This is a genomic window from Massilia sp. LXY-5, assembly GCF_059801075.1.
The window spans coordinates 127,085-152,171 of sequence record NZ_JBNNEH010000005.1 but is presented as its reverse complement, the minus strand read 5'-3'; the positions used below and the strand labels follow the sequence as shown (position 1 = coordinate 152,171).

General features: G+C 68.8%; 19 protein-coding genes. 12 read left to right on the top strand and 7 right to left on the bottom strand.

Annotated elements, in window-relative coordinates; genetic code table 11:
• Positions 1-19 precede the first annotated feature (19 nt).
• Both ACI48I_RS15715 and ACI48I_RS15710 read left to right on the top strand, forming a co-directional pair.
• The gene (locus ACI48I_RS15715; protein WP_498574715.1) at positions 20-802 is read left to right on the top strand and encodes an enoyl-CoA hydratase/isomerase family protein; all 783 of its coding nucleotides are present in this window, start codon (positions 20-22) and stop codon (positions 800-802) included.
• Entirely contained in the window at positions 799-2,019 is a 1,221-nt protein-coding gene (locus ACI48I_RS15710; protein WP_498574714.1) for a CaiB/BaiF CoA transferase family protein, read from the top strand. The genes ACI48I_RS15715 and ACI48I_RS15710 overlap by 4 nt, the downstream gene beginning before the upstream one ends.
• A 56-nt stretch (positions 2,020-2,075) precedes the next feature.
• Here ACI48I_RS15710 and ACI48I_RS15705 read toward each other — a convergent pair whose 3' ends face one another.
• Entirely contained in the window at positions 2,076-2,336 is a 261-nt protein-coding gene (locus ACI48I_RS15705) for a hypothetical protein (RefSeq protein ID WP_498574713.1), read from the bottom strand.
• Positions 2,337-2,481: 145 nt separating this feature from the next.
• Complete coding sequence (locus ACI48I_RS15700) at positions 2,482-2,676, bottom strand: hypothetical protein (protein WP_193685679.1); 195 nt, start codon at positions 2,674-2,676, stop codon at positions 2,482-2,484.
• Between the two features lie 136 nt (positions 2,677-2,812).
• Here ACI48I_RS15700 and ACI48I_RS15695 point away from each other — a divergent pair, with 136 nt between their 5' ends.
• The 6 genes from ACI48I_RS15695 (at position 2,813) to ACI48I_RS15670 (ending at position 16,264) form a co-directional block, all read left to right on the top strand.
• Positions 2,813-7,147, top strand: coding sequence for a DEAD/DEAH box helicase (locus ACI48I_RS15695; protein WP_498574712.1), 4,335 nt, complete (start codon positions 2,813-2,815; stop codon positions 7,145-7,147).
• 86 nt (positions 7,148-7,233) lie between these two features.
• A complete protein-coding gene (locus tag ACI48I_RS15690; protein WP_498574711.1) occupies positions 7,234-7,983 on the top strand; it encodes a FadR/GntR family transcriptional regulator in 750 nt (249 codons plus the stop codon).
• A gap of 102 nt (positions 7,984-8,085) precedes the next feature.
• Complete coding sequence (locus tag ACI48I_RS15685; RefSeq protein WP_193685676.1) at positions 8,086-8,784, top strand: FadR/GntR family transcriptional regulator; 699 nt, start codon at positions 8,086-8,088, stop codon at positions 8,782-8,784.
• A 355-nt stretch (positions 8,785-9,139) separates the two neighbouring features.
• A complete protein-coding gene (locus ACI48I_RS15680) occupies positions 9,140-11,947 on the top strand; it encodes a TonB-dependent receptor domain-containing protein (protein WP_498574710.1) in 2,808 nt (935 codons plus the stop codon).
• Positions 11,948-12,011: 64 nt separating this feature from the next.
• Positions 12,012-12,791, top strand: a complete 780-nt coding sequence (locus tag ACI48I_RS15675; RefSeq protein ID WP_498574709.1) for a rhamnogalacturonan acetylesterase — start codon at positions 12,012-12,014, stop codon at positions 12,789-12,791.
• A complete protein-coding gene (locus tag ACI48I_RS15670) occupies positions 12,788-16,264 on the top strand; it encodes a pectinesterase family protein (RefSeq protein WP_498574708.1) in 3,477 nt (1,158 codons plus the stop codon). Before ACI48I_RS15675 ends, ACI48I_RS15670 begins: the two co-directional genes overlap by 4 nt.
• 99 nt (positions 16,265-16,363) lie before the next feature.
• Here ACI48I_RS15670 and ACI48I_RS15665 read toward each other — a convergent pair whose 3' ends face one another.
• From ACI48I_RS15665 to ACI48I_RS15655, 3 genes are read right to left on the bottom strand one after another with little or no spacing between them, the layout of a single operon-like run.
• Positions 16,364-17,350 (bottom strand): alpha/beta hydrolase fold domain-containing protein, encoded by a 987-nt coding sequence (locus tag ACI48I_RS15665; RefSeq protein ID WP_498574707.1) that lies wholly within the window; start codon positions 17,348-17,350, stop codon positions 16,364-16,366.
• A 12-nt stretch (positions 17,351-17,362) separates the two neighbouring features.
• Complete coding sequence (locus ACI48I_RS15660; protein ID WP_498574706.1) at positions 17,363-18,283, bottom strand: aldose 1-epimerase; 921 nt, start codon at positions 18,281-18,283, stop codon at positions 17,363-17,365.
• Positions 18,284-18,291: 8 nt separating this feature from the next.
• Positions 18,292-19,131: an NAD-dependent epimerase/dehydratase family protein gene (locus ACI48I_RS15655; RefSeq protein ID WP_193685670.1), complete on the bottom strand. Its 840-nt coding sequence runs from the start codon at positions 19,129-19,131 to the stop codon at positions 18,292-18,294.
• Positions 19,132-19,273: 142 nt separating this feature from the next.
• Here ACI48I_RS15655 and ACI48I_RS15650 point away from each other — a divergent pair, with 142 nt between their 5' ends.
• The gene (locus ACI48I_RS15650; protein ID WP_498574705.1) at positions 19,274-20,677 is read left to right on the top strand and encodes a glycoside hydrolase family 88/105 protein; all 1,404 of its coding nucleotides are present in this window, start codon (positions 19,274-19,276) and stop codon (positions 20,675-20,677) included.
• A 17-nt stretch (positions 20,678-20,694) separates the two neighbouring features.
• Positions 20,695-21,921 carry a DUF4861 family protein gene (locus ACI48I_RS15645; protein WP_498574704.1) on the top strand — a complete coding sequence of 409 codons (1,227 nt, stop codon included), beginning with the start codon at positions 20,695-20,697 and terminating at the stop codon, positions 21,919-21,921.
• Positions 21,922-21,933: 12 nt separating this feature from the next.
• Here the strand turns inward: ACI48I_RS15645 and ACI48I_RS15640 are convergent, their stop codons facing one another.
• Both ACI48I_RS15640 and ACI48I_RS15635 read right to left on the bottom strand, forming a co-directional pair.
• Positions 21,934-22,788 (bottom strand): oxygenase MpaB family protein, encoded by an 855-nt coding sequence (locus ACI48I_RS15640; protein WP_193685667.1) that lies wholly within the window; start codon positions 22,786-22,788, stop codon positions 21,934-21,936.
• A 28-nt stretch (positions 22,789-22,816) separates the two neighbouring features.
• The gene (locus tag ACI48I_RS15635; protein WP_193685666.1) at positions 22,817-23,713 is read right to left on the bottom strand and encodes a LysR family transcriptional regulator ArgP; all 897 of its coding nucleotides are present in this window, start codon (positions 23,711-23,713) and stop codon (positions 22,817-22,819) included.
• Between the two features lie 73 nt (positions 23,714-23,786).
• Between ACI48I_RS15635 and ACI48I_RS15630 the strand changes: the two genes are divergently transcribed.
• Together ACI48I_RS15630 and ACI48I_RS15625 are read left to right on the top strand one after the other, a co-directional pair.
• Positions 23,787-24,410, top strand: a complete 624-nt coding sequence (locus ACI48I_RS15630; protein WP_193685665.1) for a LysE/ArgO family amino acid transporter — start codon at positions 23,787-23,789, stop codon at positions 24,408-24,410.
• Between the two features lie 20 nt (positions 24,411-24,430).
• Complete coding sequence (locus tag ACI48I_RS15625) at positions 24,431-25,081, top strand: FMN-binding negative transcriptional regulator (protein WP_193685664.1); 651 nt, start codon at positions 24,431-24,433, stop codon at positions 25,079-25,081.
• Positions 25,082-25,087 lie beyond the last annotated feature (6 nt).

Below are 25,087 nucleotides of genomic sequence, written 5' to 3'. Positions count from 1 at the left end.
CTACACCTGAAAGGACATCATGACCGAGCAGAATGGCAGAGTACACCTGACGATCAAGGACGGCGTGGCAGCCATCCTGATCGACCGCCCGCAGGCGCGCAACGCAATGACCTGGGCGATGTACGAAGAACTGGGGAGCATCTGTACGCGGATCGCGGGCGACCCGTCGATCCGGGTAACGACGATTCGCGGCGCCGGCGGCGAAGCCTTTGTCGCCGGCACCGACATCGAACAGTTCTCCACCTTCAAAGGCGGAGACGACGGCATCGCCTACGAACAGGCCATCGACGAGCGCGTGGGCCAGGTCGAAAGCCTGCCGATGCCGACCATCGCCATCGTCGAAGGCTGGGCGATCGGCGGCGGCCTGGCGCTCAGCGCCGCCTGCGACTTTCGCATCGCCACCCCGAGCGCGGCCTTCGGGGTGCCGATCGCGCGCACGCTCGGCAACTGCCTGTCGATGAAGAACACGGCGCGGGTCGTCGCCGCGGTGGGCGTGCCGACCGCGAAGCGCCTGCTGCTGCTGGCCGAGACCATCAGCGCCGCCGAGGCGCAGGCCAGCGGTTTCGTCACCAGGGTGGCCGAGCCGGACGCTCTGGACGCCGAAGTTGCCGGCATGTGCAAGCGCCTCGCCGGCCATGCGCCGGTCACGATGCGGGTGTCGAAGGAAGCCATCCGCCGCCTCGTCAATGCGGGCCTGCCCGACGGCGAAGACCTGATCCGCGCCGCCTACGGCAGCAGCGACTTCAAGATCGGCGTGAACGCCTTCCTCGACAAACAGCGCCCTCAATGGACCGGAGCATGACGACCAAACCAACACACACCGGTCCCCTGGCCGGCATGCGCGTGCTCGAACTGGCGCAGATCATGGCGGGGCCGACCTGCGGCATGATGCTGGCCGACATGGGCGCCGACGTCATCAAGGTCGAGAAGCTGCCGGGCGGCGACGACGCCCGCGCCTACCGCGAGCCGCGCGTGAACGGCGTCTCGGCGCCCTTCATGATCCTGAACCGCAACAAGCGCGGCATCGCCCTCAACCTGAAACTCGAGCAGGGCCGCGACATCCTGCTGCGCATGGTGAAGGAAGCCGACGTCCTGACGGAGAACTACCGCCGCGGCACCCTCGAAAAACTGGGACTCGGCTACGACGTATTGAGCAAGGTGAACCCGGGCCTGATCTACTGCGCCGTGTCCGGCTACGGCCGCAACGGTCCCGACGCCGACAAGCCGGGCTTCGACCTCATCGCACAGGGCTTTTCCGGATTGATGTCGGTCACGGGCGAGCCGGGCGGACCGCCGGTCAAGACCGGCAACTCGATCGCCGATACCAACGCCGGTATCCTCGCGATGGCCGGCATCACCGCCGCCTACGTCCACAAGCTGAAAACCGGCGAAGGGCAAATCGTCGACACCTCGCTGATCGAGGCCGCCCTGCAGCAGACCTACTGGCAGGCGGCCATCTATTTCGCGACCGGAGAATCCTCGGGCCCGACCGGCTCCGCCCACCTGCTCACCGCGCCCTACCAGGCCTTCAAAGCCAGCGACGGCTGGATCAACATCGGCGGCGCGAACCAGGGCAACTGGGAGCGCATCGCGGTCGCGCTGGGGCGCCCGGAATGGCGCGAAGATCCGCGCTTTGCGACCAACACGCAGCGCATGGAAAACCGCGAAGCGCTGGTCTCGATGATGAGCGAGATCGTCGCGACCCGCACCAGGGCGCAGTGGATCGCCCTCCTCGACGAAGCGGGCGTGCCCGTGGGCCCGGTGCACACGATCGCCGAGGCGCTCACGCACCCGCAAACGCTGGCGCGCGAGATGGTGGTGGACCTGGTGCACCCGCAGGCCGGACCGACCCGCGCGCTCGGCTGCCCCATTCATTTCTCGAAGACGGCGACGCGCATCGACCGGCCGGCGCCGATGCTGGGCGAGCATTCGCGCGAACTGTTGCGCGAGTATGGGTACGGCGATGCGGAGATCGATGGGTTCGTGGAGGCGGGGGTGATCGAGGAAGCGGCGGGCTGAGGGGACTGGAGGGTCGTCACCGCCTGGCGAAGGACCGGCTTCGGCCCTCAGCTGCGCTATTCGTCCAACAAATCGTCGTCGCCGATCGGCGCGGCATTTGGACGCTCATCGATGACAAACCGGGCGATGCGAATGGCCCGGTTCCTCGCTTCGCTCACCGTGCCGTACGATGGCTCGGTGGTAAAGCATGGTTCTGTCGCCGCCCTGCCGATAGGACTGATCTGGATGGAGGAATGCCATTTCGGCGTCTTCGGTCGCCCGTCCGAGTGCAGGCTGACTGCAATATCGTAACCGCGGTAGGTGCCCACTCGGTCCATGGCGCGTCTCCTGGTGGAAGGGACATCGTAACAGGATGCGGGCAGTGGCACGCGTCCGGGCGGATCTTCGTTCGCGCAGGCGATCACGCAGGTGATCAGGCAGGTGAGCATCGTCGCGTCACCGCGAACCTTGTCCGGCCGCTTTTCAGGCCGGACGACTGCCGTTCAGTCCCAGGTAGCGCCCCTCTTCGTCGACGTGCGCCGGATCGACGTCCATTTCGCTGTCCGGTATCGCTGTGAGCTTGTTAAGGACGATATACCCCATCGTCGCGTAGCCGTGCGACAAGTTTTCGTCATGGTCGAATGCGTATTGCGCGTAGCGGTAGACTTTTACGGTCATCGATACCTCCTGCTTGCCCTTCGCCCAGGTGGCGCTCTTTCACAGACTAACACCGAACAGCGCGATCCGGTGTACGGCTGCGCTTCCGCCCTCCAAGCCATCTTGCCTTCTCCATTTGCGCCCCCATCTGCTGACGATGAACGATCGCGCCCCCGTGAAACATCTCCGCCACGATTTCCACCCCGCCGTGGCCAGCTGGTTCGCCGCCAGCTTTCCCGCCGCGACCGAGGCGCAGTTGCGCGCCTGGCCGCTGATCCAGGCCGGCCGCCCCACCCTGGTCGCGGCGCCGACCGGCTCCGGCAAGACCCTCACCGCTTTCCTGGCCGCGATCGACGACCTGGTGCGCGAGAGCGAAGACGGCCCTCTGCCCGACGAGACCCAGGTGCTCTACGTGTCGCCCCTGAAGGCACTGTCGAACGACATCCGCGTCAACCTGGAGGGGCCGCTGGCCGGCATCGGCGCCCAGCTCGAAGCAATGGGCCTGCCGCCGCACGGCATCCGCACCGCCGTGCGCACGGGCGACACCACGACCGCCGAGCGCAACGCGATGCGGAAGCGCGCCCCGCATATCCTCGTCTCGACGCCCGAGTCGCTGTATGTGCTGCTGGGTTCCGACAGCGGCCGGGCGATGCTGTCGACGGTGCGCACCGTGATCGTCGACGAGATCCACGCCGTGGCCGGCAGCAAGCGCGGGAGCCACCTGGCGCTCAGCCTGGAGCGGCTCGATGCCCTGTGCGGCCGGCGCACGGTGCGGGTCGGCCTGTCGGCGACCCAGAAACCGCTGTCGCTGGTGGCCGATTTCCTGGTCGGGCGCGCCGGCGGCGATTGCGCCGTGGTCGACGTCGGCCACGTCCGCGCGCGCGACCTGGGGCTGGAACTGCCGCCAGTTCCCTTGGAGGCGGTGCTGCCGAACGAAGTCTGGGAGCGGGTCTACGACCGCATGATGGAACTCGTGGTACTGCACCGGACCACGCTCATTTTCGTGAACACCCGGCGCATGGCCGAACGCGTGGCGCGCCACCTGGGCGACCGGCTGGGCAGCGAACACGTGGCCGCCCACCACGGCAGCCTGGCCAAGGAATTCCGGCTGGAGGCCGAGCAGCGCCTGAAGCGTGGCGAGCTGCAGGTGCTGGTCGCCACGGCCTCGCTGGAACTGGGCATCGACATCGGCGACGTCGACCTGGTCTGCCAGGTCGGCTCGCCCCGGAATATCGCGGCCTTTCTGCAGCGCGTGGGCCGCTCGGGCCACCAGGTCGGCGGCACGCCGAAGGGGCGCCTGTTCCCGACCTCGCGCGACGACCTGATCGAATGCACCGCCCTGCTCGACTGCGTGCGGCGCGGCGAACTCGACCTGCTGCGCATCCCGCGCGCGCCGCTCGACGTGCTGGCCCAGCAAATCGTGGCCGAAGTGGGCAGCCGCGAATGGGGCGAGGACGACTTGTTCCAACTGGTGCGCGGCGCGGCGCCGTATGCGGAACTGGAACGGAACAAGTACGACGCCCTGCTGCGCATGCTGGCCGAGGGCTACACGACCCGCAACGGCGTGCGCGGCGCCTACATCCACCGCGATGCCGCGACCCGCTCGCTGCGCGGCCGGCGCGGCGGCAAGCTGGCGGCCGTCACCTCGGGCGGGACGATCCCGGAGAATGCCGACTACACGGTGCTGCTCGAACCGCAGGGCCATTCGGTCGGCACCGTGAACGAGGACTTCGCCGTCGAGAGCCTGGCGGGCGACGTCTTCCAGCTCGGGAATACCTCCTACCGGATCATGAAGGTCGAAAGCGGCAAGGTACGGGTGGAAGACGCCGGCGGCGCCGCGCCCAACATCCCCTTCTGGCATGGCGAAGCGCCCGGTCGCAGCGATGAACTGTCGATGGGCGTGGCACGCCTGCGCGCCGAGATTGAAGCGCAGCTTGCCAGCAGCTCGGGCGAGGCCGCGCTGGACCTGGCCGTCGACTGGCTGCTCGAGCACCTCGGCCTGAATGAGGATGCCGCACGCCAGATCGTCGACTACCTGGCCCGTTCGCGCGCGGCCCTGGGCGCCCTGCCGACCCACGACACGCTGGTGATGGAGCGCTTCTTCGACGAGTCCGGCGGCATGCAGCTGGTGATCCACACGCCTTTCGGCAGCCGCATCAACCGCGCCTGGGGCCTCGCCCTGCGCAAGCGCTTCTGCCGTACCTTCAACTTCGAGCTGCAGGCCGCGGCCACCGAGGACGCGATCATCCTCTCGCTCTCGACCAGCCACAGCTTCCCGCTGGACGAGGTCTGGCGCTACCTGAAGTCCGCCACCGCCGAACCGATCCTGGTCCAGGCCCTGCTCGATGCACCCTTGTTCAACGTGCGCTGGCGCTGGAACGCGACCACGGCGCTGGCCCTGCCGCGCTTCGCCGGCGGCCGTAAAGTCGCGCCCCAGCTGCAGCGCATGAAGAGCGACGATTTACTGGCCTCGATCTTCCCGGACGGCGCCGCCTGCCTGGAAAACATCGCCGGTGACCGCGAGCTGCCGGATCACCCGCTGGTCGAGCAGACCCTGGACGATTGCCTGCACGAGGCGATGGACAGCGAAGGCTGGCTGGCCCTGTTGCGCCGGATCGAGAACGGCGAGATCGCATTGGTCGCGCGCGACCTGCCGGCGCCCTCGCCGCTGGCGGCGGAAATCCTCAACGCCCGTCCCTACGCCTTCCTCGACGATGCGCCGCTGGAAGAACGGCGCACCCAGGCCGTGATCAACCGGCGCTGGAGCGACCCGGCGACAACGGATGACATGGGCGCGCTCGACCTCGAGGCGATCGCCGGCGTCGCCGAGGAAGCCTGGCCGCAGACGAGGAACAGCGACGAGGTCCAGGAAGCGCTAGTGGCCCTGAGCCTCGTGACGCAGCAGGAGGCCCTGGCGCGCGCGGGCTGGCCGCAGTGGCTGGAAGAGCTGGCCGAGGCCGGCCGCGCGACCCGCGTGCGCGGCGCCGGGCTGCAGGCCTGGGTCGCGCTCGAACGCCTCGATTGCGTGCTGGCTGCCTATCCGGGCGCCGAATGCACGCCCGCCCTGAGGATCCCGGACAGCCACCGCGGCAACGATGGCGAACCGTGGACGCGCGACGAGGCCCTGGTCGAGATCATGCGTGCGCGCCTGACCGGCTTCGGGCCGCAGACCTTGCCGGACATCGCGGCCGCGCTGGCGCTGCCGGAATCGACGGCGGCGATCGCGCTTGGTGCGCTGGAAGCACAGGGTTATGTGATGCGTGGCCGCTTCACCCCGGGTGCGGAGGAAGAAGAATGGTGCGAACGGCACCTGCTGGCGCGCATCCACCGCTACACCATCAAGCGGCTGCGGCGCGAGATCGAGCCGGTCGAACTGCGCGACTACATGCGCTTCCTGTTCGACTGGCAGCACCTGACCGAGGACACCCAATGGCAGGGCCAGGACGCCCTGCCCCTGCTGCTGGCCCAGCTCGAAGGCTACGAGGCCGCGGCCGGCGCCTGGGAGGCGGACCTGCTCGGCCTGCGCCTGCGCGACTATTCGATGCTCTGGCTGGACGACCTGTGCCGCTCCGGCAAACTGGTCTGGACCCGCATCGATGCCCCGCGCGCAGCCGCCGGCGGCCCGGTGCGCGGCACGCCGATCGTGCTGCTGCCGCGGCGCCAGGTCGCGCTCTGGCATGCGCTGCCGCTGCCGGGCGGGCCGCCCGAGATCTCGCCGCGTGCCTCGAAAGTGCTGGAGGCGCTGCGGCGCGACGGCGCCATGTTCTTCGACGAACTGCAGTTCGATGCGCGCATGCTCCCGGTGGAACTGGAAACCGCCCTGGGCGAACTGGTGGCGACCGGATTCGTAAACGCCGACAGCTTTGCCGGCCTGCGCGCGATGCTGCTCCCGGCATCGAAGCGCGCCAGCAATGATCGTAAAAAACGCCGTGGCGCCGGCCCGACGATGGAAGAAGCGGGCCGCTGGGCGCTGGTGCGGCGCGCGCAGCCGTCTGACGAGCACCCCGCCACGCCGCCGCGCCGGCGCAAGCTCGATCCGGAGACGCTCGAGCATGTCGCCATGACCCTGCTGCGCCGCTACGGCGTGATGTTCTGGCGCCTGCTCGAACGCGAGGCGGCCTGGATGCCGTCCTGGCGCGAGCTGCTGCCGGTCTACCACCGGCTGGAAGCACGCGGCGAGATCCGCGGCGGGCGCTTCGTCGCCGGCTTCTCGGGCGAACAGTTCGCGCTGCCGGAAGCGATTCCCCTGCTGCGTGAAGTGCGCCGGCGCCCGCTCGACGGCGCCTTGGTCCTCATCTCCGGCGTCGACCCACTGAACCTGTGCGGCACCCTGCTCCCCGGCGACAAGGTGCCGGCGCTCGGCGGCAACCGCATCCTGTTTCGCGACGGGGTTCCGGTGGCGACCGTGGTGGCGGGGAAGATCGCCTGGCTGGTCGATCCAGGGCCTGAACGCGAGCTGCAGCATGCCCGCCTGGTCTGGCGTCATTATTAAAGCAGCTATCGTCTGTCATCAGACAAACGCCCGGCGTATAATCCCGTCGCCCGTCGACCAGGCGGCGCGCGACCAATTTCCCGATCATGAATACATCCTCGCCAACAGCAGCACCCCTGAAGCGCCACCGCAACCTGGCCCAGGGCGTCGTCGCCCACCTCACCGACAGCATCAAGAGCGGCAGCCTGAAGCCGGGCGACAAGCTGCCGACCGAGTCCGAAATCATGCGCATCCTGGGCGTGTCGCGCACTGTCGTGCGCGAGGCGATCTCGCACCTGCAGGCGGCCGGCCTGGTCGAGACCCGCCACGGCATCGGCACCTTCGTGCTCGAACCCGCCGCGGCCGCGCCGATGGGGCTCGACCCGGCGACGGTGGTGACGATGCGCGACGTGCTGGCCTTGCTGGAACTGCGCATCAGCCTCGAGACCGAAGCGGCGGGGCTGGCTGCCGGCCGCCGCAGCGACGAGCAGCTGCGCGAGCTGCGCGCGGCGCTCGACAGCTTCGAGGACTGCGCGCGCAAGGGCGTCGGGACGGTGGCGCCGGACATGGCCTTCCACCTGCTGATCGCGCAGAGCTCGGGCAACCGCTACTTCCACGACATCCTGAGCCACCTCGGCACCAACATCATCCCGCGCGCGCGCCTGAATTCGGCGCGCATCGCGCAGGACGATCCGGCGCAGTACCTGGAGCGGGTGATCAACGAGCACGAGGACATCTACAGTGCGATCGCGCGCAGCGACGCGGAAAGCGCGCGGGCGGCGATGCGGACGCATTTGAGTAACAGCCGCGAAAGGTTGCGGCGGGCGCAGGAAGCGAGCGACGCGGCCGGCGTGTAGTGGCGTCTGCCATTTTTCGTTGACCCACTTGCAACATCCCGCCCGGCCAACTAAGATCCACTAGTTTTTGATCACACCACCATTCCAGGACGAACCCGCACAATGAAGAAGATCCCTGCCCCGAACGAAGCCGGTGCCAACGAGCCGCGACTGTACCGGGTGGTGTCGAGCAAGATCGAGGAATTGATCCGGGCCGAGAACATCCAGCCGGGCGAGCGCCTGCCCTCCGAGCGCGACCTGGCGACCAAGCTGGGCGTCTCGCGCACCTCGCTGCGCGAAGCGCTGATCGCCCTCGAACTGGGCGGCACCGTCGAGGTGCGCGGCGGCTCGGGCGTGTACGTCAGCGAGCAGGCCACGCCGCAGGCCGAGGTGCCGACCGCCGGTCCCGGCCCCTTCGAGGTGCTGGCCGCGCGCCGCCTGATCGAGGTCGAGGTCGCGGCCCTGGCCGCCAAGCACGCCAGCGATTCGGCAATCGATGCCATCCTGGTCGCCGTGCTCGAGATGGAGCAGCACCACGAGGAGCGCAGCGGCAACGAGTCGGCCGACCGCAACTTCCACCTCGCGATCGCGCGCGCCACCGGTAACAGCGCGATGGTCGGCGTCATCGAATACCTGTGGAGCCAGCGCGGCTCGCTCTGGCACAAGCTGAAGGAACACTTCCAGACCGAGGAACTGCGCCAGCAGACCCTGCTCGACCACCGCAACATCTTCTCGGCGATCGCCTCGCACGACGTCGCCGGCGCCCGCACCGCGATGCGCGCCCACCTCGACCGCGTCACGCGCACCTTCTCGCGCGGCTGATCCACGCCGCACGCAAGGCGGCCGCGCGAACGACTGCGGCCGCCTCAGTCTTCCTCCCCTCCTCTGCCGTCCCCGCCCGCCCCGCCTGCTGCCGCCGCTGGCTGACCACGTACGTACAGCGTTCAGGCCGGAAAATTAACTGGCACAGCCAGATTGCAGAACTGGCCAGACCAAAGTACAATTCCCGCACAACAATTGCGCCGCAGGCATTCCTGACGGCGCGCAATAATCGACCGGTGGTGACCTCGGCCAGACTGGCTCTCGTCGCAACGGCAGGGATACGCGAGGTATCCCATTCGAGCGATCCGGGGGGTACACCCGGACGCGATTGACGATCACACGCAGGAGACACGCAGTGCAACACCAAAACGGCATTACGCAACCACGCTTCATCCTGTCGGCCGTCGCGGTCGCGGTCCTGACCCTGGCCAACAGCGCCGGCGCCCAGGAAGCCCCGATGCAGCGCGTCGAAGTCACGGGCTCCTCGATCAAGCGCCTCGCCAGCGAGAACGCCCTGCCCCTCACCACCATCAAGTCGGAAGAACTGGTCAACCGCGGCCTGACCACGATGTCGGAAGTGGCGACCGCCCTCACGGTCGCCTCGACCAACGAGCCGGTCGGCGGCGGTGGCGGCGGCACCATGATCAACATGCGCGGCCTGAACACCAACCGCACCCTGGTCCTGCTCAACGGCCGCCGCCTGGCCAACGAAGCCATCGGCGACAGCTCGGTGAACGTCGACGTGATCCCGATGGCGGCCATCGAGCGCGTCGAGGTACTGCGCGACGGCGCCTCGGCCCTGTACGGCACCGACGCCATCGCCGGCGTCGTCAACTTCATCACGAAAAAATCGGTCAGGGATGTCTCGGTCAGCGCCAGCGCCGTGCAGCCGGAACACAAGGGCGGCGGCGAGCAGCGCCGCTTCGGCCTGGTCGCCGGCAAGGGCGACCTCGCCACCGACGGCTGGAACCTGTACACCGCCTTCGACACCCAGAAACGCGCCTCGCTGCTGCAGCGCGACCGCCCGAACATCACCGACCCGGCGACCATCGTCGCGCTCGGCGGCACCGCCTTCGTGCCGAACTCGTCGAGTGTCGGCGCGGCCTCGCCGGCCAACTTTACCGTCTATAACGCGGGCAAGGCGACCGCCACCACCGGCAATCCGTACTTCGCCGCCGGTTGCGCGAGCCCGTTCGCGACCCAGACCACGGTCCCGTCGACCCGCGCCTCCGGCGTCGGCAGCCGCGTCTGCGTCACCGATCCGACCATCTACCCGGAACTGCTGCCGGAAGCGCAGCAGACGACCTGGTTCACCAGGGGCTCGCTGGCGCACGGCGACGGCAAGCTGCTGACCGTCGAACTGCAACTGGCCCGCTCCTTCATCGACGCGGGCGACGCGCCGCAACCCTTCGGCGCCAACGTCGACTTCGACCGCCTGACGGCCTCGCGCAAGCCGCTGATGATGACGAAGTCGAGCAAGTGGTACCCGGGCGGCAGCGGCGGCGTGCCCGCAGTGGCCGGCGTGACCGGACAGGACCTGGCGCTGAACTGGAGCCTGGACGAACTGGGCCGCGCGATCGGCCACGACGTGCAGACCAACCACCGCGTCGTCGTCGCCGACGAAGGCGAATTCAAGGGCTGGGATTACCGCGTCGGTACTTCCTATGCGTACAGCCACCGCGACGTCGGCTTCCGCGACGGCTATGTCAGCACGCCGGGCGTCTACGCCGGTGTCGCCAACGGCATCCTGAACCCGTTCGGACCGCAGGACCAGGCCGGCCGCGACTACCTCGAGAGCATCTCGGCCGACGGCCAGGTCTACCGCGAAGGCGACGTGCGCTACTACGGCGGCGACTTCAACCTCTCGCGCACCTTCATGGAGCTCGGCGGCGGCGCCCTGGGCGTGGCGATCGGCGGCGACTGGCACCGCGAGACCTACGAAGAAAACTCGACCATGCTCGGCAACGAGGTCGCCTACAACGTGACCGGCACGCCGGGCCGCAACCCGAGCGGCCAGCGCAAGGTGGCCGGCATGTATGTCGAACTCGATGCACCGGTCACGAAAGAGCTGAACCTGAACGTCGCCGTCCGCGGCGACCATTTCAGCGACTTCGGCTCGACCTGGAACCCGAAAGCCAGCTTCCGCTACCAGCCGCTCAAGCAGCTCATGATCCGCGGTACGGTGAGCTCCGGCTTCCGTGCCCCGACCCTGCCGGAGCTGTATGGCACGCCGCGTACCCTGAGCCCATCGACCTCGCTCTGGGACGACCCGCTGCTGTGCCCGGGCGCGACGCCGAACGTGCCCAACACCGGTAGCCCGGATCCGCGCTACGCCGGCCTGAACCTCGATCCTTCGCGCATCTGCAACACGCGCCTGACGACCCTGACCGGCGCCAATCCGGACCTGCGGCCGGAAAAGGCGAAGACCTATACCGTCGGTTTCGTGGTCGAGCCGTTCAGGAACTTCATGGCCACGGTCGACTTCTGGAAGATCGACATGAAGGGCACGATCGCGCAGATCGACGAAGCGACCATCTTCCGCGATCCGGCGAAGTACCAGGACCTGTTCGTGCGCAACCCCGACGGCACCCTGCAGTACATCACGAAGACCCGCCTGAACATGGGCGGCCTGAAGACCCAGGGCATCGACATCGGCATGAGCTACCTGCTGCCGACCGCGAACTGGGGCCGCTTCGGCGCCTCGCTGGACGGCACCTACACGGACAAGTACCAGGGCCAGAACGAAGCAGGCAGCGAGTGGATCGACTTCGTCGGCCGCGTCGGCGCCCTCGCCACCGGCTCGACCTCGTCGAACACCTATGTCTTCAAATGGAAGCACACGGCACGCGTGAACTGGAACTACGGCCCGTTCTTCGCCCAGCTGACGCAGCAGTATTCGTCGAGCTACGAAGACACGAACGCGCTGGCGACCCAGAAGCCGGGCCAGCCGTTCTACAACGTGATCGAGCCTTATCGCGTCTATAACCTGACGACGAGCTACAAGGTGAATGGCAACCTGAAGATCTCGGCCGGCGTGAACAACCTGTTCGACACCGATCCGCCGCTGTCGAACCAGCGCCTGTCCTCGCGCGTCGTCTTTGCACGCAATATCGCCAAGCCGATCGGGCGTGCCTACACGGTGCGGGCCGACTACACGTTCTAAGCTGGTCCTTCGCACGGTGGGCGGCCAATCGGCCCACCGTGCTTCCTTTCTTTCGAGGTCCCGAATGAAGCATCTTGCCGCGCTCCTGTCCCTCTCCCTCTTCGCCGCACCGGCCTTCGCCGCCGACGCGCCACCCAGGCCTGCCCGCATCATCCTTGTCGGCGACTCCACCATGGCCACGAAATCCGGCTACGGCGATGCGCTGTGCGCGCGCTTCAAGCCGCAGGTCCGCTGCATCAACCTGGCGCGCGGCGGGCGCAGTTCCGGCAGCTTCCGCGCCGAAGGACGCTGGGACGAGGTGCAAAGCCTGCTGAAGGATGGCGCTTCATTTGCACAGACCTATGTCCTGATCCAGTTCGGCCACAACGACCAGCCGGGCAAGCCGGGCCGCTCGACCGACCTCGTCACGCAGTTCCCGGCCAATATGGAACGCTACGCGGCCGAGGTCGCGGCGCTCGGCGGCGTGCCCGTCCTGGTGACGCCGCTCACCCGCCGCAGCTTCAAGGGCGACTACCTGAAGGACGACCTCGCGCCCTGGGCCGCCGCCACCCGCCGGGTGGCGGCGCAGCGCAAGGCGGCACTCATCGACCTGAACGCGATCAGCGCCGCCGCGGTCCAGAAGATGGGCCAGGACGAGGCCGATACCCTGGCGCAGGCGCCGCGTCCCGCCAATTTCGGCGCACCGGCGGCGCCGGCGGGCACCGAGCCGCAAGGCACGCCGAAGAGCGCATTCGACCGCACCCACGTCGGCGGCAAAGGCGCGGCGCTGTTCTCAGGCATGGTCGCGTCCGAGCTGGTGCGCCTGTTCCCGGACCTGAAGAACCAGTTGGCGGTGAGCCAATGAAGCGACCTGCCCTTGCCCTGATGCTGGCGGCCGCCACCAGCCTCGCCTGGGCGGCGCCGTCCGCTTTCTTCGCTCGCCAGGAGGCCCCGCTCGACGGCTGGGCCGCGCAGGACGGCGGCACCCGCGGCGGCGCCGATGCGGCCGACATCGTCACCGTGGTCGATGCCGCCGGGCTGCGGCGCGCGCTCGACCCGAAGCACACCGGCAGCCGCATCGTCCAGGTCGCGGGCACCATCGACATGAGCGAAGGCCGGCCGTATGCCAGCAATGCCGACCAGGCCAGGCGCGGCCGGGTGGCGCTTCCCAGCAATACGACCCTGGTAGGTCTCGGCGCGGACGCAGGTTTCGTCAATGCGCACCTGGAAGTGGTCAAGGTCTCGCAGGTCATCATCCGTAACCTGAACCTGCGCAACCCCTGCGACGTGACGCCGGAATGGGACCCGCACGACGGCGCCCAGGGCAACTGGAATTCGCAATTCGACGGCATCTCGATCGTCGGATCGACCCATGTCTGGATTGACCACAACAGCTTCACCGATGCGCCGTTCACGGACGACCGGCTGCCGGTCGAGAACGGCAAGCACAAGCAGTGCCACGACGGCGCGCTCGACATCCGCGACGCGTCCGACTTCGTCACCGTCTCCTACAACCGCTTCGCCCAGCACCAGAAGAACATGCTGATCGGCGCCGGCGACAAGGCCACGGGCGACATCGGGCACCTGCGCATCAGCATCAGCAACAACCTGTTCGAGCGCGTCGCCAGCCGTGCGCCGCGGGTGCGCTACGGCCAGGTCCACCTGTTCAACAATTATCACGTCGGCGACCGGCGCGATCCGGCCTATGGCCACGACTACAGCGTCGGCGTGGCCAAGGGCGCGCGCATCGTCTCGCACGCGAACGCTTTCGAGATCGCCGGTGCGCGCTCCTGCCGCGACGCCATCAAGACTTTCGAGGACCCGGCCCACGACGACGGTCTCTTCACCGACACGGGTTCCCTGCTCAACGGCGCGTCGATCGCGCCCTGCGGCCAGGCGGCCACGCCGGCCTGGGTCGTGCCCTACCCGTTCACGCCGCGCCCTGCCGCCACGGTCGCCGCCTGGGTGCTGGCGCAGGCCGGCGCAGGCAGGATCGCGCAGCGCCCAGGCGTCGCCGGCTGCCCTTCCAGCGACTTCCTCGCCTGCGAAGGCTTCGAGCGCGGCGCCGGCCAGTGGGAACTGGAGCGCAGCGGCGCGGCCGTGCTGGCGCTGCGCGCGGACGCGGCGAACCACCTGCTGCAGATCGGCGGCAGCGGTCGACTAATGGCGCTGTCAAGGAATGCGGGCTTGCGCTCCGCCGGAGGCCGGGAAGCGTTTGTCGAGGGGCGCGTACGCACCGCGGGCGGCGGACCGGCCCGTTCGCTGTTCCTCGTCGGCCGCTACCGCGACGCCCGTAACTGGGTCGGCGCCGGGATCGACCTGCCGGCAGGCGGCGACACGATGCGGATCCAGCTGGTGAAGATGCAGGATGGCGCCCTGACGACGCTGAAGACGGTGCCGCGTGCGCGCCTGGCGCCACACCGCTTCGCCACGCTGCGCCTCGAGATGGCGCCGGCCATGCTGGCCGTTTACCTCGACGGCGAAAAGATCACCACCGCGCCCCAGCCAGCGTTTACGGCAGGCGAGGCGCGCGTCGGCCTCCTGGCCCAGGGCGGCGTGTTCGAACTCGACGACCTGCGCGCCGGGGTGCCGGGCCTACAGCCGGCGCGCATCGCGCCTGCCCTGACTGGCCAATCCTTCAGCGCCGAGGCCGGGGATCCGCCCCAGTTCATTGGCATCAGCGCCACCGGCAGCGACGGCGTGACGCGCCTGCCCTACGGCGCGCGCTCCAGCAACCCGGCGGTGGCGTCGGTGGCGCTAAGCACGGGCGGCATCCTGGTCACGCCGAGGGCGCCCGGCACGGCGCAGATCGTCGTCGCGAGCCTGCTTGACCCCGCCCTGCACAGCACGATCGACGCCACCGTCGACGCGCCCTTCGCCGCGACCGCCTCCGGCGCCGTACCGGCGGGTGCGCTCTCGCCGGCCGCTGCTGCGCGCGACGTGCCGGTCGACACGCTGCTGCGCATCCGTTTCGACGCTACCCCGACGCTCGGCGCCGGCGGTTCCGTGCGCATCGTCCGCAAGGCGGACGGAAAGCTGGCCGACATCGTCCGCCTCGGCCAGGAAGTGCGCGCCATCGGCGATCCCGGCCTGGCCCGCGCACGCTACGTGCGCTTCACGCCGATCACGGTCGAAGGCGACACGCTGCTGGTCCGGCCGCACGCGGGCAGGCTGGCGTATGGCGAGGAATACGAGGTGCTGGTCGGCGACGGCGTGGTACGCGACGCCGCGCTGGGCGGTGCGCCTTTCAGGGGGATCGGCAAGGCGTCCGGCTGGACCTTCCGCACCGCCGCGCGTGCGCCGCAGGGTGCGACGATCACCGTCGACGACGACGGCCCGGCCGACTTCCGCACCGTGCAGGGCGCCCTGAACCACGCGATGCGCGCCTGGCCGAGAGCGGCGCCGGTGACGGTCGACGTGCGCAAGGGCCGCTACCCGGAGCTGCTTTTCGTCCTCGGCAAAGACAGGCTGACCATCCGCGGCGAGAGCCGCGAGGGTGTCGTGATCGAGGAGATGAACAACGATGGCCTGAATCCCGGTTCCGGCATCAGCCAGGGCGCGGGCTCACCCTCCTTCTCCGGCGGACGTCCGCTGCTGTCGGTCGAGGAAAGCGACATGCTGACGCTGGAAAACCTCACGCTGCGCAACACGACCCAGCGCGGAAATACCCGTTCCGGCCAGGCCGAGACGGTCTACTTCAACAGCGACGGCGGGCGCCTGGTGGCCAGCAACGCCAGCTTCTTCAGCGAGCAGGACACGATCCAGGTAAAGGGGTATGCCTGGTTCTGGCGCACCCTGGTCGAGGGCAACGTCGACTTCATCTGGGGCGCGAACCGGGCGGCGCTGTTCGAGGACAGCGAGCTGCGTTCGGTGGGCGACAGCGGCAACCCGGCCTCGGGCGGCTATGTCGTGCAGGCGCGCACCGTGTCGCGGGACGACCCCGGGTTCGTGTTCCTGAACAGCGTGCTGACGCAGGGGCCGGGGCCGAAAGGCAATGGCGTACCGCCTGGGACGACCTACCTGGCACGCAGTCCGGGGACGGCGTCGACCTGGGACAACGTTGCCTACATCAATACCCGGATGGGAGAGCACGTGGCGCCTGTCGGCTGGGCGGGCGCGGGCGTGAACAAGGAGCCGGCGCCGAATCCGGCGACGGCCAGTGCCGGCCAGGGCTGGCGCGAGTATGGGTCGATGGATTTGGCGGGCAAGCCGCTGGATGTCTCGCGCCGCGCGGGCGGCTACACCATGCGTGCGGACGAGGTGAAGGAACGCTTCGGCAGCAGGAAGGCGGTGTTTGCGGGGTTTAACGGTGGGCAGGGGTGGGATCCAGCGCCGTAATCGGGCCTGGATAGTGCGCCGATATTCGGGCGGCGAGAACGCGTGGGCTCGGGAGCCCACGCGGTTCACCGCATGCACACCCGCGCAGGACGCCAACAACTACTTGCCCGCGGCCCCACGCATATGCTCATCCAGAAACCGCACGGTCGCCTCCACCGTCGGCCCAAGCCACGGATCGAACAACCAGAAACTGTGCGGCGTCTCCGGCAACAGCACCACCCGGTTCGGCACCCCGGCCGCATCCAGCTTGACGATCATCTCCTCGCGCCCGACGGCAAAGCGCGCCTGCGCGCTGCCGATGAACAGGATCGGCGGCGTGCGCGGGTTGACGTAAAAGGTCGGCGACGCTTCGCGCCAGAGCGCCGGCTTCTCCGCATAGCGCCCGCCGAACCAGGCGCCGGCCGACGAAGGCTGTTTGTTCGGATCGTCCTCGTACTTGCGCGCTGCCTCCGAAGTGAAATCCGACAGGCCGTCGATGTTGACGATCGCCTGTGCGCCGCTCGACACGGCACCCGGCCCGGCACCTGGATCGAAGCGCGGGATGCCCTCGGTGACGCCGGCCAGGCTGGCGATCTGTCCGCCGGCCGAGCCGCCGCCGATGGCGATGCGCGCGGGATCGATGCCGTAGCGGGAAGCGTTGGCGCGCATCCAGCGCAAGGCCGCCTTCGCATCGATGACGGCAGCCGGGTACGGCGCCTCGCCCGAGAGCCGGTAACTGATCGTGGCCGCTGCATAGCCGCGTTCGGCCATGCGGATCGCCATCGGCGCGAAGTTGGCGCGTACCCCGCTGCGCCAGCCGCCGCCGTGGACGAACACGATGCCGGGCAAGGCCTTGGCGGCGCGTGCTTTCGGCAGGTAGAGGTCGAGCTGTAAAGCGCGCTCGCCGTGGCGGACGTAGGTGATGTCGCGCACCGCCTCCACCGAGGCCGGCACCGCGCTGGCGGCCACCCTGATGAAGGGGTAGCTGGCGACGAGCTTGTCATACGTGGTCTCGGCCGTATAGCTCGCGGGCGCGGGCTGGGCCGCGGCGGTGGACAGCGCGCCCGCCAGCGTGGCAGCGATCAGTTTCGGTCGCAGGGATGTCATGCACACCTCGATTCAGGATTCGCCGCGTACGCGGAAGACCACGCGCCGGCTCAGGGTCTGGCCGGGCGCGAGTGTCGTCAGGCCGTTGCGCGCCGCGCCGCGCGGCAGGTTGTGGGCGTTGACCGCATGGTCGACCGGTTCGAAACAGAAGAAGTCGCGGCCGGCCGGCGCGTACAGGATGTAGTAGTCCATGTCGGCCTCGATCGCGAGCGACACACCGGTGTCCGGCCAGTGCACCTCGGCCCTGCCGTCCCAGCCGCAGAAGGCGTGGTCGACCGGGGCCGGCGGCAGCGGCCGGCCGGCAGCAAAGTCCCATTCTGGCGGCAGGTCGATCTCGTCCGCCGGCAGGCCGCGGGGATCGCGCGTCCAGGTGCCGCGCGCGCGTGCACGCAGGGTCACGCCCTCGCGCCGCTCGAGCCAGGGATGCAGGCCGAGGCCGAAAGGCAGGCGCGCGGGGCCGGTGTTGGTGACATCGAGCGTGACCTGCAGGGCGCAGTCGGTGAGCGCGTAGCGCAGGTGCGCAACATACGAAAACGGCGATGAAAAAGGCGACGCAAAAGGCGACGCATCACGCGCGCCGCCGCGCCGGTCCAGCAGCAGGCTGACGCCGGTGGCCGAGCGCGCCGCCACGCTCCACGGATGCTGCCAGCCGTCGCCGTGGATCGGACAGGGTTCGCCCGGCCGGTTCGGCGCCAGGGCGATGCGCCGGCCTTCGAACACGAAGCCCTCAGGGTCGATCCGGTTCGACCAGGGCACGAGCGGAAAGCATGCCAGTTGTGACGTGGTCGGCGGCGCATCATCGGTGCGTATCCAGGGGCGCAGCAGCGCATGGGTCGCGCCGCCGCGTTGCCAGTCGAGGCGGCCCAGGCCGCCGCCGGCGGCGGGCAGCACTTCGGCGTGGAGAGCGCCGCAGCGCAACGAGATCGCCTCCATGATGGGCCTTATTTGAACATCGGCCCGTCGAGCAGGAATTTGCCACCCTGGTAGATCGTGGTGACGTCGTCCTTCTCCGGGAACGCGGCGGTGTCGGGGAACTTGTGCGCGAACTGCGCCGAGCTGTCCCTGGCCTTGTAGCCGAGGTGGCGCGCGTAGCGGTTGTCCCACCAGACGCTGTCGTTGTCCGACATGCCAAACACGATGGTGTGGCCGACGCGCGGGGCGAACAGCGAGCAGCGCAGCATCTCGGTCAGGTCGTCGTAGCTGAAATAGGTCGACATCATGCGTTTGTTGGCCGGCTCCGGGAAGCTCGAACCGATGCGGATGCAGACCGTCTCCAGGCCGAAGCGGTCGTAGTAGTAGCGCGACATGGTCTCGCCGAAGCACTTGCTGATGCCGTACATGCTGTCGGCACGCGCCGGCATGCTGGCGTCGAGCATGTCGGTGGTCTTGTAGTAACCGACCGCGTGGTTCGAGCTGGCGAAGACGATGCGCTGCACGCCGTGCTTCTGGGCCGCCTCGTAGAGATTGGCGACACCCAGGATGTTGGCCTGCATGATGTCTTCGAACGGGGCCTCGGTCGAGATCCCGCCGAAATGCAGCACGGCGTCCACGCCTTCCATCAGGGCCAGCACGGCCGCCTTGTCGGCCAGGTCGCAGCGCACGACTTCCTCGCCGGGACCGGCTTCGCCCATCTCGGCCAGGTCGGACAGGCGCACGACCTCGGCCCAGGGCTTGATGCGCTCGCGCAGGACGCGCCCGAGGCCGCCTGCGGCACCGGTGAGCAGAATTCGCTTGAAAGGCTTGATTGGCTTGGTTGGCTGCGTCGCTACGGTGTTGTTCATTGCCGGTTCTTCCTGTTGGGGTTCGAAAACTTGTCTCTGCCGCCAGTATGCCATGAACAATCCGTAACCGGCTAGTCCGCCTTGCTAATGCGGTCGGACCACATTAGAATGGCCTGACCAAAAAAACACATCAAGAGACGCTATGACCCTGCCCGCCAAGCTGCTTGCCGCCCTCGTCAGCCTCGCCGTCCTCGGCACCGCTGCCGCCGAAGGCCCCTACCGCAACCCCGACAACAAGAGCGCGAACGATCCCGGCGAAGGCACCTATCCGGTCCCGTACAGGAAACCGGTCCCCGCCGAGATCACCGCCGCCCTGCACCGCATCCGCGGCTACATGGAAGCGCAGACGCCGACGCGCGTCGTGCGCAAGTCGACCGGCGCGCCGGTCACCGATTTCAGGACCCCGGTAAAGGACGCGGTGTTGGCCGAGGGCGACGCCGACTTCGGCCTGCAGGTCTACGAAATGGGCGTGGTCCACGCCGGCATGCTGAAAGCCGCCCAGGTCACCGGCGACAGGCGCTTTACCGAGATGACCGCGCGCCACCTCGGCTTCATCGCCGACAAGCTGCCCTATTTCCGCGCCCAGGAAGAACGCTTCAGGCTGGAGCGCGCGAACAGCTTCTCGCGCTTCCTCGATCCGCGCTCGCTCGACGACGCCGGCGCGATGTGCGCGGCGATGATGCGGGCGCGCGCCGCCGGCATCGGTCCCGACCTCTCGCAACAGATCGCCGTCTGCGGCAACTGGGTCGCCAAACAACAGTTCCGCCTGCCCGACGGCACCCTGGCGCGCCAGCGTCCGCAAGCCGTGTCGCTCTGGGCCGACGACATGTACATGGGCGTGCCGGCGCTGGCGGAACTGGGCCGCATGACGGGCCAGCGCAGCTACTTCGACGACGCGGTGAAGAACGTGCTGCAGATGTCGGGCTACATGTTCAACCCGCAGCTGAACATCTATACGCACGGCTGGAACGCCAACAACCCGGACGCTCCGCAGTTCTACTGGGGCCGCGCGAACGGCTGGGCAGTGCTGACCATGTCCGACCTGCTCGACGTGCTGCCGAAAGACCATCCCGGCTATCCGAAGGTGCTGGAGCAGCTGCGCCGGACCCTGAAGGGCATCGCCCAGCTGCAGTCGGGCAGCGGACTGTGGCATCAGATGCTGGACCGGAACGACTCCTATCTCGAGACGTCGGCCAGCGCCATCTTCACCTATGTCTTCGCGCACGCCGTGAACGAGGGCTGGATCAGCCCGACCACCTACGGTTCGATCGCCCTGGCCGGCTGGGCGGGCGTATCCACGAAGATCAACGACAAGGGCCAGGTCGAAGGCACCTGCGTCGGCACCACCTTCGCCAGCGACCAGGTCTATTACTACCACCGTCCGACCAGCACCGCGGCCCTGCACGGCTACGGCCCAACGCTGCTGGCCGGCGCCGAAATCATCCGCCTGGTGCAGAACCCCTCCTTCGCCATCGAGCACCGGGTGCGTACTTACCACTTCGTGCCGAAGGACGGCGGCCAGACCAGCTACCGCGAACATCACTGATCCACTGGAGACTCCTGATGCAATCGACCCTGCAACGCATTTCGCTGGCGGCCATGTTCGTCCCCGCCCTCGTCCCGGGCTTCGCCTGCGCCGCCGACGCCCTCACCGTGACCGTCAGCCATGACCTGGCGCTGGCGCGGCCCTCGGAGACGATCACGGTCCCGTGGACGGAAGTGAACCGCGTCCTGCCGGGCGCCCTGATCCAGCGCCTGGTGGTGAAGGATGCGCAGGGGCGCGTGCTGCCGCACCAGGTGACGAATGTGGCGCCGCTGGCGAAGGATCCGAAGAACGTGGGTGCGGCCTACGGCGAACTGATTTTCCAGCACGACTTCGCGGCCGGCGAAAAGAGCGCGACGTTTACGGTCGAGAAAACCGACACCCTGATTCCGGTCTTCCCGAACAAGGCCTGGGGACGCTACGTGCAGGAACGGCTCGACGACTTCGCCTGGGAAAACGATCGCATCGGCCACCGCACCTACGGCCCGGCGCTGGCCGCACCCGCGCCGCCCGGCAGCGGCAAGGAAGTGCTGGTGACCAGTGGCCTGGACCTGTGGTTCAAGCGCGTCGATTATCCGATCATCGACCGCTGGTACAACAAGGGCCACGACCACTACCACAAGGACGAGGGCGAAGGCATGGACATGTACAACGTCGGCAAGTCGCGCGGTGCCGGCGGCAGCGGCGTCTGGGACGGCGGCGCCCTCTTCACCAGCACGAATTACCGGTCCTGGAAAGTGCTGGCCAACGGCCCGGTGCGCGCCGTGTTCGAACTGAGCTACGACGCCTGGGATGCCGGCGGCACGCAGGTATCGGAGGTGAAGCGCTTCACGGTCGACGCCGGCCACCAGCTCGACCAGATCGACAGCACCTTTACTTTCGCCGGTCCACAGCAGCTGACCGTGGGCATCGGCCTCAACAAGACACCATCGGACAAGAAGCAGGATCCGCAAATCGCCGTCGTGCGCAGCGAAGCCGATCCGTCGCTGCTGCAGTGGGTCCGGCAGAAGAGCAATGGGTCCATCGGCATCGCCATCGTGCTGCCCGGTGCCACCGGCTTCGCCGAGGACGCACTGAACCACCTGGTGCTGGCGAAGGTGGAGTCGGGCAAGCCGCTGCGTTATTACGCGGGCGCGGCCTGGGACCGGGCGGGACTGATCGTGTCGCAGGAGTCCTGGGCGGCCCATGTGGCGCAGGCCGCGGCGCGCGCGAAGAGTCCGATCAGGGTGAGCCTGGGCGCGCGCTGAGGACGCGCGCGATCATTTCGTTGCCGCTGCGAGGCGCCGGGCGGCCTGCCGCGGCGGCGTATCGCCCAGCGGCAGCAGCGCCGCCCCGCGCGCCAGCGCACGCACGGCGGCAGCCTCGCCGAGGCGCAAACCGCGTCCGCGCAGCTGCGGCAGCGAGCGCACCGGTTCGGGGCTGATCTCGACGGCGGCGCGCACCAGCAGCCGCTGCAGCGGCCGCATCGGCGCGGGCACGAGCGGCGCTTCCGACATCGTGTTCAGGAAGTCGGCGAGGATGCCTGAGCCTTCCAGTCCCGGCGCGGTCGCGGCCAGCAGCGCTTCCCACGCGGCCCAGGAGCGCGGCAGGCCGGTCGCGCCATACAGGCGGGCGGAGGCCTGGCTTTCCACGAAGGCGAGATCCTTGTCGAACGCCGACAGCGGCCGCACGTAGCGGTGATAGGCCTCGCTGAACCCGAACACGGCGGTCGCCTGCACCCAGTCGAGCAGGCGCGGATCGTTGGCGTGATACGGGATCCCGTCCGGCGTCGTGCCCTGGACGTGGCCGTGCATCCGCACCACCTGCGCGATCAGTTTTTCCGCCGCCGAGCGCGGGCCGTACACGGTCATCATGGCGGCGAATCCGGTGCGGCGCAGGCGCATGCCGGGATCGCGCTGGAAGCCGCCCTGGCTCCAGACGCCCGAGCGTACCGAGGGCTCGGCCAGCTCGAGCAGCACCGCCGCCACCCCGCCGACGAACAGCGAGACCGGATTGGCGAACACGCGCCAGGCCACGCCATCCTGCGGCGCCAGGGCCGGCTCGCCCGGCGGCAGGCTGAAATCGAAGGCCATGCCCGGCGGCGGCTGCAGCAATTCCCGTATCGTCTTCAACATCCCCTGACTCCTCCACGGCCGCCGCGCCTCACGGGGCCAGCAATGCTTCACCTGCCGCCGCCATGATCGCGCCGCTCAAGGCATCGAGCAGTGTCGAGGCCGCGCGCGCGTGCTGCCAGTACAAGGGTACATCGAGCGGCGCATCCGGCACCAGTTCGACCAGTGTGCCCTCCGCCAGATGCGGGGCGATCAGCGCCTGTGGATGCATGCCCCATCCCATGCCGGCCAGCCCGGCCGCGACAAACGCCTCGGTCGAGGGCAGCGTGTGGCGCGGCAGCTCGACGTGACGGTGGCAGAGGCGCCGCGCCCAGCGCGCCTGCAGCTCGTCCTTGGTGTTGAACACGAGGCTGGGCGCCTGCGCCAGGCTGCCCGCGCCGACGCCATCGGCGAAATGGCGTGCCACGAAGGCGGGGCTGGCGGCGGCCAGGTAGCGCATCGACCCGAGCGGACGGCTGTTGCAGCCGGCGGCGGGGCGCGCCAGGCCGGTGACCGCGGCCACCACCGCGCCGCTGCGCAGCCATTCGGCGGTGTGGTCCTGGTCGTCCACCGCCACTTCCATCAGCACCGGACTGGCCGCGGCGAAGGCGGCGAGTGCCGGGGCCAGCCAGGTCGCCAGGCTGTCGGCGTTGACGGCGACCGGAAGTGCCACGCGCGCCGGGCCGGGCAAATCGAGTCCGGGCAGCGCGCCCTGCAGGTCCTGCTCGAGCAGGCGCACCCGGTCGACGTGCTGGCACAGGCGGCGCCCGGTCTCGGTCGGCCTGCAGGGCTGGTCGCGCACGACGAGGGCGCAACCGACGCGCTCCTCGAGCTGGCGGATGCGCTGCGAGATGGCCGAGGGCGTCACGTGCAGCGCGCGCGCCGCCCGTTCGAAGCTGCCCTCGCGCACGACCGCGGCAAGGGCCGAGAGGGCGGCGTAATCGAGCATGGCGTAAGTTCCGCTTAAGCGTGTGAAGGAAAGATAGTTTGCCTTCATCCACGCCGGCTGACAAGATCGCTGCATGAACCCTGCTGCCTTTCCCATCTTCCTGCAAGGCCTGCTGCTCGGCCTCGGCCTGATCGTCGCCATCGGCGCCCAGAACGCCTTCGTGCTGCGCCAGGGCCTGCGCCGCGAGCACGTCGGCAGCGTCGTCCTGTTCTGCGCGCTGGCCGACGCGGTCCTGATCAGCGCCGGCGTCATGGGCATGGGACAGGCGCTGGGACAAAGCCCGCTCCTGGCGCGGGCCCTGGCCATCGCCGGCGCCCTGTTCCTGGCGGTCTACGGCTACCGTGCACTCGGACGCGCGCGCCGCCCCGGCCGGCTCGAGGCAGCGGGAGGGGGCCAACAGCTGGGGCGCACCGCCGTCCTGGCCCAAGCGGCCGCGTTTACCCTGCTGAACCCGCACGTCTACCTCGATACGGTGCTACTGGTCGGCAGCATCGGCGCCCGGCAGCCGGCCGCCCTGCGTGGCTGGTTCGTGCTCGGCGCCAGCAGCGCCAGCATCGCCTGGTTCACGCTGCTCGGTTTCGGCTCGCGCCGCCTCGCCCCCCTGTTCGCCCGGCCGCGCGCCTGGCAGGTGCTCGACGCGCTGATCGGCTTGACCATGTTCGTGCTCTGCGCCATGCTGGTGCGGCACGCTTTTTGAAGCAATCGAGAGGAGTTCACATGTATATCAGGCAGGACCACCAGCTCACCGACGTCGACACGATGTTCTCGCTGATCGACGAGCACGCGCTGGGCGCCTGGGTGGTCGCGGGGAAGGATGGGCTGGTCGCCAACCACCTGCCCTTCCTGCTCGACCGCAGCCGGGGTCCGCACGGCACGCTGGTGGGTCACGTTGCCCGCGCCAATCCCGTGTGGCGGATGCTGGACGGGCAGGCTTCATCGCTCGTGATCTTCCAGGGTCCGCAAAGCTACATCACCCCGAACTGGTACCCGGGCAAGGCGGAACACGGCAAGGTGGTGCCGACCTGGGACTATGCGGTCGTCCACGCGCACGGCGTCGCGCGCGCGATCGACGATCCGGCCTGGCTGATGGACATGCTGGACCGCCTGACGAACGCGCATGAAGCGGCGCAGCCGGCGCCCTGGCGCGTCGCCGACGCTCCGCCGGACTACATCGACAGGCTGCTGCGCGCCATCGTCGGTATCGAGATCACCGTCGAACGCTTCGAAGGCAAGCTCAAGGCGAGCCAGGACGAGGCGGTGCGCGACCGGCTCGGCACGGTGGAAGGACTGCGCGGCCTGGTGCGCCCGAAGGCTGCGCTGGCCGACCTGGTGAAGGGCGCGCTCGACGCGGAGCGCAGCGGCGCCTGAGGAGGC

Excerpts from the sequence above, each read along its gene's own strand:
- ACI48I_RS15670 (WP_498574708.1), top strand. The coding sequence starts at position 12,788 with ATGAAGCGACCTGCCCTTGCCCTGATGCTGGCGGCCGCCACCAGCCTC.
- ACI48I_RS15640 (WP_193685667.1), bottom strand. The coding sequence starts at position 22,788 with ATGTTGAAGACGATACGGGAATTGCTGCAGCCGCCGCCGGGCATGGCC.
- ACI48I_RS15705 (WP_498574713.1), bottom strand. The coding sequence starts at position 2,336 with ATGGACCGAGTGGGCACCTACCGCGGTTACGATATTGCAGTCAGCCTG.
- ACI48I_RS15635 (WP_193685666.1), bottom strand. The coding sequence starts at position 23,713 with ATGCTCGATTACGCCGCCCTCTCGGCCCTTGCCGCGGTCGTGCGCGAG.
- ACI48I_RS15655 (WP_193685670.1), bottom strand. The coding sequence starts at position 19,131 with ATGAACAACACCGTAGCGACGCAGCCAACCAAGCCAATCAAGCCTTTC.
- ACI48I_RS15665 (WP_498574707.1), bottom strand. The coding sequence starts at position 17,350 with ATGACATCCCTGCGACCGAAACTGATCGCTGCCACGCTGGCGGGCGCG.
- ACI48I_RS15715 (WP_498574715.1), top strand. The coding sequence starts at position 20 with ATGACCGAGCAGAATGGCAGAGTACACCTGACGATCAAGGACGGCGTG.
- ACI48I_RS15690 (WP_498574711.1), top strand. The coding sequence starts at position 7,234 with ATGAATACATCCTCGCCAACAGCAGCACCCCTGAAGCGCCACCGCAAC.
- ACI48I_RS15650 (WP_498574705.1), top strand. The coding sequence starts at position 19,274 with ATGACCCTGCCCGCCAAGCTGCTTGCCGCCCTCGTCAGCCTCGCCGTC.
- ACI48I_RS15625 (WP_193685664.1), top strand. The coding sequence starts at position 24,431 with ATGTATATCAGGCAGGACCACCAGCTCACCGACGTCGACACGATGTTC.
- ACI48I_RS15675 (WP_498574709.1), top strand. The coding sequence starts at position 12,012 with ATGAAGCATCTTGCCGCGCTCCTGTCCCTCTCCCTCTTCGCCGCACCG.
- ACI48I_RS15710 (WP_498574714.1), top strand. The coding sequence starts at position 799 with ATGACGACCAAACCAACACACACCGGTCCCCTGGCCGGCATGCGCGTG.
- ACI48I_RS15700 (WP_193685679.1), bottom strand. The coding sequence starts at position 2,676 with ATGACCGTAAAAGTCTACCGCTACGCGCAATACGCATTCGACCATGAC.
- ACI48I_RS15660 (WP_498574706.1), bottom strand. The coding sequence starts at position 18,283 with ATGGAGGCGATCTCGTTGCGCTGCGGCGCTCTCCACGCCGAAGTGCTG.
- ACI48I_RS15630 (WP_193685665.1), top strand. The coding sequence starts at position 23,787 with ATGAACCCTGCTGCCTTTCCCATCTTCCTGCAAGGCCTGCTGCTCGGC.
- ACI48I_RS15695 (WP_498574712.1), top strand. The coding sequence starts at position 2,813 with ATGAACGATCGCGCCCCCGTGAAACATCTCCGCCACGATTTCCACCCC.
- ACI48I_RS15685 (WP_193685676.1), top strand. The coding sequence starts at position 8,086 with ATGAAGAAGATCCCTGCCCCGAACGAAGCCGGTGCCAACGAGCCGCGA.
- ACI48I_RS15645 (WP_498574704.1), top strand. The coding sequence starts at position 20,695 with ATGCAATCGACCCTGCAACGCATTTCGCTGGCGGCCATGTTCGTCCCC.